This is a genomic window from Pseudomonas sp. BIGb0558, assembly GCF_024807515.1.
In the GTDB taxonomy this organism is placed as follows: Bacteria; Pseudomonadota; Gammaproteobacteria; order Pseudomonadales; family Pseudomonadaceae; genus Aquipseudomonas; species Aquipseudomonas yamanorum_A.
Map to the genome: position 1 here is coordinate 43,172 of NZ_JANUEW010000012.1, position 13,096 is coordinate 56,267.

Genomic DNA, 13,096 nt, shown 5'->3' on the forward strand with positions numbered 1-13,096 from the left:
TCTGTGGATACGGAAATCAATGAAAGCCTCCAAGGCCCTGTTTGCCCTATCGTTCGCTGTCGCCCTTTCGATGCTGGGTGGTTGCGCCGCCAAGGTAAAAAGCGGCGGTACAGACGCCCTGGCCATTCCGGAATCGGCCAAACAAAACCTGGTGGTGAGCTTTAAAGGCAACACCACCGTCGAGCAAAACCAGGACTGGCCACTGCTCAAGCAACAATGGGGCGCGGCCCTGCAAACCGAAGCGCAACAGGCCGGCTATAGCCTCAAGGAAACGCCAACCATCAACACCGGCAGTGCCGACGGCGTGGGCATCACCATCAACGTCAGCAAGTTCCGCTACCTGACCGCGGGCACCCGCTACGCTGCCGGTGCGCTGGTGGGCAACGCCTGGGTGTTCTCGAAAGCCGACTTTTCCGACTTGAAGTCCGGCGCACTGCTGGGCGCGCGCACCTATGAAACCGAGTCTTCGGCGTGGGAAGGCATTGCGTCGGCCATGACCCAGAAGCAAGTCCAGGCGATTGCCAAGCAAGTAATCGCGGATATCAAGAACGCCAAGGCGCAGTAATCGCCTGGCGGGTATCCATGTTGCCAGCGCTGCGAGTGCCGACGTTGGGCTATGCCCGGCGTCGGCATTGGGCTCGCTAAATAAAGACAAGGACGAATAAATGAGCATCTACCCTCCCCTTTTGCTGGCACTCGCCATTGTGACCGCCTACGTGGCCAGTCAGCGCGGCCGATCAGGGCCAAGATGGTTTGCGATAGCCGTGTTCGTGCCCGTGGTCCCGCTGATTGTCCTCCTGCTGCTGCCACGCATTCCCAAGACCGGTGTTGACGCCCTGGTGCATGAAGACCTGCGCCCTTGCCCCGCCTGTTCCAGCCCCATCAAGGCCGCCGCCGCGCAGTGCAAACACTGTGGCGCCGAGGTGGAGCCCATCGCCCTGAAAGATCGCAGCGGCTGGGTCGTGCGCATTACCGCCGATAGCGATGAAGGGTTTGGCCTGCTGGTGGCGCAATTGCAGGAACTCGATGTGCCCACCGTTCTCGATGAACCTCCCCACGCCTTTGTCGGCCCGTTTGAAGAAAAGGCCCAGGCCCAGAATGTGCTCAGGTATTTGAAGTCCGATCAGGGTTTGGACGGACTGGTGACGTGGCGGTCCGTGAGTCGCTAGCCCTCAGGCCAGGTGCTTCTGGAAAAAGTGGCGTTTGTGCCCTGGCGGGTAGTCGGCGATATGCCCGAACTCGCTGAAGCCCAGTTTTCGATAAAAGCCGGGAGCCTGGAAGCTGAAGGTATCCAGCCAGATCCCCGCGCACTTTTTCTCCCGCGCCAGGTCCTCTGCCGCCTGCATCAGCTTTGAACCGGTGCCTTGGGTGCGCATCGATTCAGGCACGCTCAAGAGTTCAACGAACATCCAGCCATAAGAGATTTTCCCGTAGAGGCCGCCCACCACGTCCTGGCTGACAGGATCGCGCAGCAAAAGCCCGAAGGTTTCAAACGGGTTCTCGCCACATTGGCTGATGTTGTACGCCCTCAGCGGCTGGAGGATGGCCTGGCGCTCTTGTTCCGTAACGTCGAAAGACAACTCTATCGCTGATGTCATCTCAATCTTCCTGATGTGAATGCCCAATCCGGCGGACATTAGCAGCGATAACCCCCTGTCGCATACAGAACAGTCCTTGCGCCCTCAGCTACACACAGGTCGTAACCGCCCCAGGACAAATACCGCGTGGCCGGTACTCTGGGATGATCACCCGGGAGATTTCCAATGACTTTACGCGCTTACCTGGCCGCTCTATTGGTACTGACCGCCTCCACCGCCTTTGCCACCCCACGCTACGATCACCTGTATGCATTCGGAGACAGCTACTCCGACAACGGTGCGGGTGAACGCTTCACCAAAACCCTGGCCACGCAGAAGGTCAAGGATGCGCAGGAACTACCCGGCTCGCTGTATTGGAAAGGCCGCTGGAGCAACGGCCCGACTGCCGTCGAGAAGCTGGCTCGCGCCTTGAAGACACCCTTGACCGACTACGCCGTCGGCGGCGCCAAGAGTGGCAACGGCAACTACTACGCCTGGATGGAACCGGCGCGCGACACCGGCGTTTCCGGCCAGATCGCCGACTACCTGAAATCCGCCAAGGCACACAAGGCGGACCCGAACGCGCTGTATTTCATTTTCATCTCGGCCAACGACTTTTTTGAATGGGCCGACTTCTCACACCCCGAGTCGGTTGCCGTGCTCAGCCAGAACAGCGTGGCGAACATTCAAAAAGCCACCGAGACACTGATTGCCGCAGGCGCCAAATATGTGATGGTAGTAGGCACCACGGATTTGAGTCATGTGCCGGCCGTGGTGCAGGGCAATCAAGTCGAGAACGCGAAAAGCTACCAGCAGGCGCTCGAACAAAAGTTGCCGGTGGTGCTCAGCACATTGGCCAAAACCCATCAGGTCAGCATCAGCTACTTCGACCACGTGGCGTTCAGCGACCAGCTGCGCGCGGCTCCCGGGGTTGCGGGGTTGAGTGACCTCGATACGCCGTGCCAACACACCTATCCAGACGTGAAGCCGGTATGCGAAAACCCGGATGCGCATTACTACTGGGATGAATGGCACCCGACGCGCAAGGTGCATGCGCTGGCAGCGCAGGCGATGCTTGAAATGCTGAAGGCTGGCCAGGGTATTTGAACAGGTCACACAGCCCTATTGAATCAAGGCGAGCACCCACCCGTGACAGCTTCCCTCCTGAAGGAATCAGGCGAGAGTCTGGTGCTTTTGTCGGTGATCTCCACCACGCAGCCACTCACGGGTACCGCCTGGATGATTTGATAAGTCGCGCCAACGGCAGGGATAAAACTGGCGACGTTGGCGCAACTGCGAAAATAATTTGCGCCTTCCTTGTTGGCTCCACCGCTGCTCATGACATTCACGTAGACGCGTCGATCGGGGATCAGTAAAAACCGCTCACTGGCCTCGCCTTTGCGAATACCCAGCACGCCGGTCTCTGCCGTGTCATTGCAGCCCGGGTCGTAGTAGGCCCAATACATTTGCACGCCACCGTTGAGTAGGGTGTTGGTTCCCTGGATGGCTTCAAGTGTGGCGTGGGGAGCAGTGGGGGCGGGTTGCTGGTAAAAACCGACACAACCTGTGGTCAGGCTGCAGAACAGCGCCAGGGCCAGTTTTTTCAAAGGCAGATCTCCATGAAAAAAGCCCTGTCATCAAGACAGGGCCAGTCGTTGCCCATCAGAGTTTCTTGAAGGTTTCCTGGGAGACTTCCTGAAGACCGGCTTCGGTGATTTTCTTCCAGTCGCTTTCAGTCACCGCCTGCATGCTTTCCTTCTTGCGGGTGATCACTTCCAGGGTGTTGGGGGCCGAAGTTTCGATGCGCAGATGAGACTTGTTGTTCACGTCCACCGAGAAGAAACCCGGGGTAAACCAAGACCAAAACTCGACGATGTGCACCTTCACCGGCTCTGCACCCGTTGCGTTGGCTTCAGTCACCACTTCATAACCCGCCTGCTTGTAGGCCAGGGCTACAGACTCACTGACCAGTTGCGACACCGTACGACCGGACGGCAACAAAACGTCACCCAGCCCTTTCCCGTAGGTGTTGCGCTTGCGGGCGATAGCGCGCTCGGTGATGGTTTTGTCCGTCACTTCGTCGTTTTTCAAGGAGGGGATATCGGCTTCGGGAGGATCAATCTGGAACACACGCTCGTCCACAGCACTGATCAACACCTTTTTACCGTTGCTGGCTGCAGCGACGTGAGCAGCGCTCAGCGGTGCAACGTTCACATCGACTTCCGAACGGCTGGTAGCGCAGCCCGCCAATACCATCAGTGCCACCATCCCCAACGCTATCCGAACGCTCATCTGAATCACCTATTCCATATCGCCATCATTGGCTTGGCCGGGATCGGCCGCGGGTGATTGTATCTGAGTGATAGCAATTCGACATCAACCTCTACATGACATTAACTGCCGGTTGCCTGCCGATACTGCCTCGGCGTAAACCCGGTCAACGCCTTGAACTGCCGGGTAAACGCACTGTGATCCGTATACCCACACTGCAACGCCACGTCGGTGATCGGCATCTCGGTATGCAGCAGCCGGTGCGCATGTTCCAGGCGCACCTTCTGGATCATCTGGCGCGGCGTCAGGTGGAACACGCGTTTGCAGTAGCGCTCCAGTTGCGCCACTGAAATCCCGGCGATCCGCGTCAATTCACCCAAGGTAACGCGGCGATTGAAATGCGCCCGAATGTGCTCGTCCACCGCCGCCAGGCGTTGATAGGCCGGGTGGGTTTCACTGGCGGTTTGCAGGTCGACCGAGATGCCCGCCAGGCCGATGATTGCACCGTCGCGGTTATACAAAGGCCATTTGTGCGTCAGGCACCAACCCGGCTCGCGGGTGCCGTACAGGTGCAATTCCAGCTGATCCTCCAGGACAAATCCCTGCTCCAGAACCCGCCGATCCTGCTCCGTGTAGCCGGGCCCCAACTGCGCCGGAAATACCTCGGCGCTGGTTTTTCCCAGCAACGGTTGCAGGTGCTTCAACCCGCACCGCTGCACCAGGGTGCGGTTGGCCAATACGTAGCGCGCCTGCAGGTCCTTGATAAAGATCGCGGCATTGGGAATCACGTCCAGCATCGGCAACAACAGCCCCACGCCGGCCAGTAATTCTTCAATGGTTTGCGGGCGGTGGGTCTCGCTCCCTTGGCAAAGGGTTGCAAACGCGCTCTGCATCATGACGCTCTCTCCTGCATTTTGCGGACAGGCCAGGCGCCCGGCGGGCGGTGCCTGGCGAGCAGATTGCCGCATGGTGGCGGCCATGTCGAGTACCCGAAACTGTGCTGATTTCGTCATCGCAGCCTGCGCAAAACATCAATCGCGGCGCCGTTGATGGGTTCACTGTATGGCCACTGCATGCCTATCCAATAACCCACAAGAAGGCGCCGCCATGTCAGCCCAAGGCAAGTTCAAGAAACAGCTTTCATTGATCGACCTCACCTTTATCGGACTGGGAGCGATCTTCGGTTCGGGCTGGCTGTTCGCGGCCAGTCACGTCTCCGCCATCGCCGGGCCGGCGGGGATTTTTTCCTGGTTGCTGGGCGGTTTTGCCGTGCTGCTGCTGGGCATCGTGTACTGCGAACTGGGGGCGGCATTGCCCCGTGCCGGTGGCGTGGTGCGCTACCCGGTTTACTCCCATGGCCCGCTACTGGGCTACCTGATGGGCTTTATCACGCTGATCGCGTTTTCGAGCCTGGTGGCGATTGAAGTGGTCGCCTCACGCCAATACGCTGCGGCCTGGTTTCCCGAACTGACACAGGCCGGTTCCAGCAACCCCACCGTGCTTGGCTGGTTCGTGCAGTTTGCGCTGCTCTCGCTGTTTTTCGCTCTCAACTACCGCAGCGTAAAGACCTTCGCCATGGCCAATAACCTGGTCAGCGTGTTCAAGTTCATCGTGCCGCTGCTGGTGATCGGCGTGCTGTTCACCTTCTTCAAACCGGAGAATTTCCATTCCCAGGGCTTTGCACCGTTCGGCCTGTCGGGCATCGAAATGGCCGTGTCCGCCGGGGGTGTGATTTTCGCTTACCTGGGCCTGACGCCGATCATCTCGGTGGCCAGCGAAGTGAAAAACCCACAACGCACCATTCCGATTGCGTTGATCCTGTCGGTACTGCTCTCCACGGCGATCTACGTGCTGTTGCAGACCGCCTTCCTCGGCGGCATCCCCACCGAAATGCTCGCCAACGGCTGGGCCGGCGTGGCCAAGGAACTGGCCCTGCCGTATCGCGATATCGCCCTCGCCCTGGGTGTGGGCTGGCTGGCCTACCTGGTGGTGGCCGATGCGGTGATCTCCCCCAGCGGTTGCGGCAATATCTATATGAACGCCACGCCACGGGTGATCTACGGCTGGGCGCAGACCGGGACCTTCTTCAAGGTCTTCACGCGCATCGATGAAAAGTCCGGCATCCCACGCCCGGCGTTGTGGCTGACCTTTGGCCTGTCGGTGTTCTGGACCCTGCCCTTCCCGTCGTGGGAAGCGCTGATCAACGTGGTGTCCGCCGCGCTGGTGTTGAGCTACGCCGTAGCACCGGTTTCTGTTGCCGCGCTGCGCCGCAACGCGCCAGACCTGCCGCGCCCGTTCCGGGTCAAGTGGATGGCGGTGCTCGGCCCGCTGTCGTTCATCATCGCCGCGCTGATCGTCTACTGGTCCGGCTGGAGCACCGTGTCGTGGCTGCTCGGCCTGCAAATCCTGATGTTCGTGGTGTACCTGCTGTGCGGGCGTTTTGTGCCGACCCTGCACCTGAGCCTGGGCCGCCAGGTGCGTTCCTCCGCCTGGCTGATCGGCTTCTACGCCGTGACCATCCTCCTGTCGAAACTCGGCAGCTTCGGTGGCCTGGGCATCCTCAGCCATCCCTTCGACACCGTGGTCGTCGCCGTTTGCGCGCTGGGTATTTATTACTGGGGCGCAGCCACCGGCGTGCCGGCCCATCTGGTTCGCCTGGAAACCGAAGACGACGAAAGCGAAGCGCCTGAGCCCGACATCGGCCGAGTGCAGCTTGCTTCCTGAGCCTCAGCCCACCCCTGAATGGATAGCGATATGAAACGAGTCCACATCATTGACTCCCACACCGGCGGCGAACCCACGCGCCTGGTGATGAGCGGTTTTCCCGAGCTTGCCGGCGAAACCATGGTCGACAAGCTCGACGACCTGCGTACCCGGCATGACCAATGGCGCAGGGCGTGCCTGCTGGAACCCCGTGGCAACGATGTACTGGTGGGCGCGCTGTATTGCGCACCGGTCTCGGCCGATGCCACCTGCGGCGTGATTTTCTTCAACAACGCCGGCTACCTCGGCATGTGCGGTCACGGCACCATCGGCCTGGTTGCCTCGTTGCATCACCTGGGGCAGATCGCGCCAGGCGTGCACAAGATCGACACGCCGGTGGGCCCGGTCAGCGCCACGTTGCACGCAGACGGCGCGGTGACCCTGCGCAATGTGCCCGCCTATCGCTATCGCCAAAAGGTGCCGGTAGATGTGCCCGGGTACGGCCGGGTGTACGGCGACATTGCCTGGGGCGGCAACTGGTTCTTCCTGGTTTCCGAGCACGGCCAGGTGCTGCAAATGGACAACGTCGAAGCCCTGACCGATTACACCTGGGCGATGCTCAAGGCCCTTGAACACCAGGGCATCCACGGCGAAGACGGCGCCCTGATCGACCATATCGAACTGTTCGCCGACGACGCTCAGGCCGACAGCCGCAACTTCGTCATGTGCCCGGGCAAAGCCTACGACCGCTCGCCCTGCGGCACCGGTACCAGCGCCAAGCTGGCGTGCCTGGCGGCCGACGGCAAACTCGCCGCCGGTGAACCCTGGGTGCAGGCGAGCATCACCGGCAGCCAATTCGAAGGCAGCTATGAATGGGAAGGCGAACGTGTGCGCCCTTCCATCACCGGCCGCGCCTACATGACCGCCGACAGCACCTTGCTGATCGACGAACAGGATCCCTTCGCGTGGGGCATCTGAACCGCCCCCGCCCCTTCAATCAAACTGGAGCTGAAACCATGAACACCAACATCTTCACCGGCTGCATCCCCGCGCTGATGACCCCGTGCACCGCCGAGCGCAAACCGGACTTCGACGCACTGGTCGCCAAGGGTCGCGAACTGATCGATATCGGCATGAGCGCGGTGGTGTACTGCGGCTCCATGGGCGACTGGCCGCTGCTGACCGAGGCCGAGCGCCAGGAAGGCGTGGCGCGCCTGGTGGCCGCCGGCGTACCGACCATCGTCGGCACCGGCGCAGTCAACAGCCGTGAAGCAGTCGCCCACGCGGCGCATGCAGCCAAGGTCGGCGCCCACGGCTTGATGGTCATCCCGCGGGTGCTGTCCCGTGGCGCGTCGGCGACGGCACAAAAGGATCACTTTGCGGCCATCCTCAAGGCAGCGCCGAACCTGCCGGCGGTGATCTACAACAGTCCTTACTACGGCTTCGCCACCCGCGCCGACCTGTTCTTCGAACTGCGTCGCGAGTACCCGAACCTGATCGGTTTCAAGGAATTCGGCGGCGCTGCCGACCTGCGTTACGCGGCAGAACACATCACCTCCAAGGACGATGACGTGACCTTGATGGTGGGCGTAGACACCCAAGTGGTCCACGGCTTCGTCAACTGCAACGCCACCGGCGCGATCACCGGCATCGGCAACGCGCTGCCACGGGAAGTGCTGCAACTGGTGGCCCTGAGCAAGAAAGCCGCCAAGGGTGACGCCACGGCACGCCGCCAGGCACGGGAGCTGGAAGCCGCTCTGGCGGTGCTGTCGTCCTTCGACGAAGGCTGCGACCTGGTGCTGTTCTACAAGCACCTGATGGTGCTCAACGGCGACAAGGAATACACCCTGCATTTCAACGAAACCGATGCCCTGAGCGAAGCCCAGCGCCGTTATGCCGAGAACCAGTACGCGTTGTTCCGCCAGTGGTACGCCAATTGGTCGGCTGAGCAGAACGTCGCTTAACACTATTCAAGGCAGCAAAGATCAATTGTGGGAGCTGTCGAGCCCCGGCGAGGCTGCGATGGGATCACCGCGGTGTCCCTGTTAAACCGCGGCGCCTGCATCGCAGCCTCGCTCGGGCTCGACAGCTCCCACAGTGGATGTTCTTTGCCCGCCCCATCTTTAGCTTTCAGGACTACGCCATGACTCTGACGGGCACCATGCTGATTGGTCAGCACTCCATTCCAGGCAGCCGCGAAGCAATCCGGGCGATCAATCCTGCCACCCACCTTGCGCTCGAACCCGCCTACGCCGGCGGCACCGCCGAGCATGTGGAACAAGCCTGCACCTTGGCCTGGAGCGCCTTCGACAGCTATCGCGAAACGCCGTTGGCGGCTCGCGCCGAATTCCTTGAAACCATCGCCAGCGAAATCGAAGCCCTGGGCGATGAATTGATTGAACGGGCGATGGCCGAGACCGGCCTGCCCCGCCCACGGATCCAGGGTGAACGCGGGCGCACCTGCCAGCAACTGCGCACCTTTGCCCGCACCGTGCGCGCCGGTGAATGGCTGGATGTGCGGGTCGATACCGCGCAACCGGATCGCCAACCGCTGCCCCGCTCGGACCTGCGTCAGCGCCAGGTGCCGCTGGGGCCGGTGGCGGTGTTCGGGGCGAGTAATTTTCCGTTGGCATTTTCGGTGGCGGGCGGTGATACCGCGTCGGCACTGGCGGCCGGTTGCCCGGTGATCGTGAAGGCTCACAGCGCGCATCCTGGCACCAGCGAACTGGTGGGGCGCGCGGTGGCCAAGGCGGTTAAGCAATGTGGGCTGCCTGAAGGTGTATTTTCGCTGTTGTATGGCTCGGGCCGCGAGGTCGGTATCGCACTGGTCTGCGATCCGCGTATCAAGGCCGTGGGCTTCACCGGTTCGCGCAGCGGCGGTATTGCCTTGTGCCAAGCGGCCCAGGCGCGTCCCGAGCCGATCCCGGTGTATGCGGAGATGAGTTCGATCAATCCGGTTTATCTGTTTCCGGCGGCATTGAGCACGCGGGGCGAAGCATTGGCGCAGGGATTTATCGCGTCACTCACCCAGGGTGCCGGCCAGTTCTGCACCAATCCTGGACTGGTGATAGCGGTTGCAGGGCAGGCACTGGACCACTTCATCGACAGCGCCACCCATGTGCTTCAACGCAGCGCAGCCCAGACCATGCTCACGCCGGGGATCTTCAAGGCTTACGAAGACGGCGTCAGCGAGTTTGCCAAGCACGCTCAGGTCGCGGGTACCGGTTTGCCGGCAGCGGGCCCCAACCAGGGCCGAGCCCATCTGTTCGTGACCCATGCCCGGGATTTTCTCGCCAATCACAGCTTGCAAGCCGAAATATTCGGCGCCGCCTCGTTGATCGTGCAATGCGCCAATGCCGATGAAGTCCGCCAGGTCAGCGAACACCTGGAAGGCCAACTGACCGCCACCCTGCATCTGGATGAGGACGACCTGGACACCGCCCGCGCATTGCTGCCGACCCTGGAGCGCAAGGCCGGTCGCCTGCTGGTCAATGGCTGGCCGACCGGCGTGGAAGTGTCTGATGCGATGGTGCACGGCGGGCCTTTCCCGGCTACCTCGGATTCGCGCACTACCTCGGTGGGTACGGCCGCCATCCTGCGATTCCTGCGGCCGGTGTGCTACCAGGACTTCCCGGATGGCTTGCTGCCGACGGCGCTCCAACACGGCAATCCATTGCTGCTGCGGCGCTTGCTTGACGGTCAGAGAGAAGCCTAGGCCATGTCCGATAACGTCATGCCTGATATCGCCGTAGTGGGCGCCGGAATCATCGGCGTTGCCTGCGCGCTGCAACTGGCTCGCCAAGGCCGGCGCGTGGTCATCATCGACCAGCAGGAACCCGGCCACGGCGCTTCGTTCGGCAACGCCGGCCACCTGGCGACCGAGCAAGTGTTCCCGATCGCGGATGCGTCGATCCTGACGCGCTTGCCCGCCATGCTCATGGACCCGATGGGGCCGCTGCGCCTGGACTGGAAATACATGCCGCGTGCACTGCCCTGGTTTACCCGCCTGCTGTTGAACCTGCGGCCGGCGGCCTTCCAGCGTACGGTCGCCGGCATCCGCGCCCTTAATGAAAGCAGCCTGGGCGCCTGGCACCGTCTGCTGGGCAGTATCGATCGCCCCGGGCTGATGCGCGAAGACGGCTCGCTGCTGATCTTCGAACGCCCCGACTCGCGACACGCCATCGATGCCTTGCAGGCCCGCATGCACCAGCAGGCAGTGCCGGTGGATTACTGGCAGGCCAGCGCAGTGCAGGAGGTGGCGCCGCAACTCAGCGAAGGGATTCAGGGCGGCTTATTCTTTCCACGCACCGGGCACTTTCTCGATCCTTATCGGGCGGTCTGCGAGCTGATGGAAGCAGCCAAGGCCAGTGGGGCGCAGTTTCTCAAGCGCCAGGTGGTGGGCGCAAAGCTGGACGAGCACGGTGTTTCGTTGATGACCGGACAAGGCGTAGTAGCGGCGCGTCAGGTGTTGATCGCCTGCGGTGCGCATTCGGCCAGATTGACCGCCGCGCTGACGGGCAAGAAGGTCCCGCTGGACACCGAGCGTGGCTATCACCTGATGCTGCCCCACGAGCACGGGCGACTGCCGTTTGCCGTCACCTCCCTGGAGCGCAAGTTCATCATGACGCCGATGACCGACGGGCTGCGATTGGCGGGCACGGTGGAGTTCGCAGGCCTGGATCGCCCACCGAACATGGAGCGCGCATGGCAGTTGCATCGACTGAGCCGGGGGTTGTTTCGTCGTGACTTGACGGCTGAAGACGCGACGCCGTGGATGGGGTTCCGGCCTTCCCTGCCGGACTCACTACCGATCATCGACAAGGTGTGCCAGGGCAAGGTGTTGCTTGCGTTCGGGCATCAGCATCTGGGGCTGACACAGGCGGCGGTGACGGCGGAGTTGATTGCACAGCTGGCATCGTCTGCACCCGATGGATTACTGGCACTTGGGCCCTATCGACTGGATCGTTTCTGAGATCGCAAGAAACGTCTTGCTACTGTTTCGCACTATCGGCGATACCTGGCAGGTAATTATCGTGCATGACCTTAGGGTTACGCCCCGCTGAGAACCTGCCTTGAACAACACGCCTTATATGCAGCCCCGCAAAACGCTCTGGAGCGTTGCTTGCGGCATCCTCGCCCTCGTGCTCTGCACTGTCGCGTTCGCCGAACAGGGCATGCCGTTGGGCCAGAAGTCATTCGAAGCGTACCGACTCGATACCTTGCAATGGCTGCGGGACCATCGCAATTTCCAGGGCACCGACAGGGAAGCCGAACTCAACTGGAATGCACCACAGGAGTGGCGACCGGCTGGAGCGCCCAAACGCGGGATCATCCTGGTGCACGGTTTGGGTGACTCACCCTGGTCCTTCCACGACCTCGGCAGCGCACTCGCCGCACGCGGCTTTCTGGTAAGGACCGTGCTGCTTCCGGGCCATGGCACACAGCCGTCCGACATGCTGCAGGTACGCATGGAGGACTGGCGCCGGGTAGTCGACGAACAGGCCGCGATACTTCGCGCGCAGGTGGGTGAAATCTACCTCGGCGGCTTCTCCACCGGTGCCAACCTGGTGCTCGACTACGCCTACCAACACGACGACGTCGCCGGGTTGCTGCTGTTCTCCCCCGCTTTCCAGTCCAGCATGACCTACGACTGGCTGACGCCCCTGATCAGTTGGGCGCGCCCCTGGCTGCTGGCGCCAGACGCCAGCCGGCCACAACAGAGCCTGGTGCGCTACATGACCGTCCCCACCAATGGCTTCGCCCAGTTCTACCGCAGCAGCCGGGTGGCCCGCCAGGATCTCGAACATCGAACCTACGACAAGCCGGTATTCATTGCCGTCGCCGCCCACGACTCAGTGCTCGATACAAACTATGTGCTGGAGACCTTCCAGCAACGCTTCAGCAACCCCCACAGCCGCCTCGCCTGGTACGGCACATTGCCGGAGAGCGCCTGGGACACCCAGCGCGTAAAAGCACGCACCGACTACTTGCCGCAGCTGCGGATCAGCCAGTTCTCCCATATGGGCTTGTTGTTTTCACCCGATAACGCACTGTACGGCGAACAGGGCAGCCTGCGGTTTTGCTGGAACGGCCAGACGGAAGACGCCACCCGCGCCTGCGAACAGGGGTCAGAGGTGTGGTATTCGGACTGGGGTTATCGTGAAGCGGGCAAGATGCATGCGCGGTTGACGTTCAATCCGTATTTCAACTGGCAGCTGGGGGTGATTGATGAGGTGTTGGGCAACCTTGCTGTCGCGGGTGGGAACGGTGAGCGCTGAATAGCGTATTGATTGAGGGATTTGTCGCTGGCTCACAAATCCCAGGCAACAAAAAAGGGCCCACCTTTCGGTGAGCCCTTCTAGACCGCCCAGCAGAGCGGATTTTGTTTGGTAGGCGCGATTGGACTCGAACCAACGACCCCCACCATGTCAAGGTGGTGCTCTAACCAACTGAGCTACGTGCCTGCTGTGAGGCGGCATTCTACGGAATTCCGGAGGGCTGTCAACACCTTTTTTGCAGCTAAGCCTATGAATATGCGAATTTTT

At 61.5% G+C, this 13,096-nt stretch carries 13 protein-coding genes and 1 tRNA gene; 9 read left to right on the forward strand and 5 right to left on the reverse strand.

All coding sequences use genetic code 11. The annotated features are described in order from the left end of the window. Nucleotides 1-19: 19 nt before the first annotated feature. Both M2400_RS16330 and M2400_RS16335 read left to right on the forward strand, forming a co-directional pair. Complete coding sequence (locus tag M2400_RS16330) at nt 20-565, forward strand: hypothetical protein (RefSeq protein ID WP_259197330.1); 546 nt, start codon at nt 20-22, stop codon at nt 563-565. A gap of 100 nt (nt 566-665) precedes the next feature. After that, nucleotides 666-1,169, forward strand: a complete 504-nt coding sequence (locus M2400_RS16335) for an SPOR domain-containing protein (RefSeq protein WP_177078976.1) — start codon at nt 666-668, stop codon at nt 1,167-1,169. 3 nt (nt 1,170-1,172) lie between these two features. Here M2400_RS16335 and M2400_RS16340 read toward each other — a convergent pair whose 3' ends face one another. Then, nucleotides 1,173-1,598: a GNAT family N-acetyltransferase gene (locus tag M2400_RS16340; protein ID WP_259197329.1), complete on the reverse strand. Its 426-nt coding sequence runs from the start codon at nt 1,596-1,598 to the stop codon at nt 1,173-1,175. Between the two features lie 165 nt (nt 1,599-1,763). Between M2400_RS16340 and M2400_RS16345 the strand changes: the two genes are divergently transcribed. Continuing rightward, entirely contained in the window at nt 1,764-2,684 is a 921-nt protein-coding gene (locus M2400_RS16345) for an SGNH/GDSL hydrolase family protein (RefSeq protein WP_259197328.1), read from the forward strand. Between the two features lie 23 nt (nt 2,685-2,707). On the opposite strand, the gene M2400_RS16350 is transcribed toward M2400_RS16345, so the two are convergent. The 3 genes from M2400_RS16350 to M2400_RS16360 form a co-directional block, all read right to left on the reverse strand. Continuing rightward, nucleotides 2,708-3,184, reverse strand: coding sequence for a hypothetical protein (locus tag M2400_RS16350; protein ID WP_259197327.1), 477 nt, complete (start codon nt 3,182-3,184; stop codon nt 2,708-2,710). 55 nt (nt 3,185-3,239) lie between these two features. Next, on the reverse strand, nt 3,240-3,869 hold the full coding sequence (locus M2400_RS16355) for a flagellar biosynthesis protein (RefSeq protein ID WP_259197326.1): 630 nt from the start codon (nt 3,867-3,869) through the stop codon (nt 3,240-3,242). A gap of 101 nt (nt 3,870-3,970) precedes the next feature. Next, complete coding sequence (locus M2400_RS16360; protein WP_259197325.1) at nt 3,971-4,744, reverse strand: AraC family transcriptional regulator; 774 nt, start codon at nt 4,742-4,744, stop codon at nt 3,971-3,973. A 211-nt stretch (nt 4,745-4,955) separates the two neighbouring features. Between M2400_RS16360 and M2400_RS16365 the strand changes: the two genes are divergently transcribed. The 6 genes from M2400_RS16365 to M2400_RS16390 all read left to right on the forward strand — a co-directional run bounded on the left by M2400_RS16365 (nt 4,956) and on the right by M2400_RS16390 (nt 12,829). Next, a complete protein-coding gene (locus M2400_RS16365) occupies nt 4,956-6,572 on the forward strand; it encodes an APC family permease (RefSeq protein ID WP_177043932.1) in 1,617 nt (538 codons plus the stop codon). A 30-nt stretch (nt 6,573-6,602) separates the two neighbouring features. Further along, nucleotides 6,603-7,529, forward strand: coding sequence for a 4-hydroxyproline epimerase (locus tag M2400_RS16370; RefSeq protein ID WP_259197324.1), 927 nt, complete (start codon nt 6,603-6,605; stop codon nt 7,527-7,529). Between the two features lie 38 nt (nt 7,530-7,567). Then, nucleotides 7,568-8,515, forward strand: coding sequence for a dihydrodipicolinate synthase family protein (locus M2400_RS16375; protein WP_259197323.1), 948 nt, complete (start codon nt 7,568-7,570; stop codon nt 8,513-8,515). A 179-nt stretch (nt 8,516-8,694) separates the two neighbouring features. Beyond that, nucleotides 8,695-10,266, forward strand: a complete 1,572-nt coding sequence (locus M2400_RS16380; protein ID WP_259197322.1) for an aldehyde dehydrogenase (NADP(+)) — start codon at nt 8,695-8,697, stop codon at nt 10,264-10,266. Between the two features lie 3 nt (nt 10,267-10,269). Continuing rightward, nucleotides 10,270-11,523 carry an FAD-binding oxidoreductase gene (locus M2400_RS16385; protein ID WP_259197321.1) on the forward strand — a complete coding sequence of 418 codons (1,254 nt, stop codon included), beginning with the start codon at nt 10,270-10,272 and terminating at the stop codon, nt 11,521-11,523. 202 nt (nt 11,524-11,725) lie between these two features. Next, nucleotides 11,726-12,829, forward strand: a complete 1,104-nt coding sequence (locus M2400_RS16390) for a carboxylesterase (protein ID WP_259197347.1) — start codon at nt 11,726-11,728, stop codon at nt 12,827-12,829. 109 nt (nt 12,830-12,938) lie between these two features. Here M2400_RS16390 and M2400_RS16395 read toward each other — a convergent pair. Beyond that, a tRNA-Val gene (locus M2400_RS16395) sits at nt 12,939-13,015 on the reverse strand. Between the last annotated feature and the right edge of the window lie 81 nt (nt 13,016-13,096).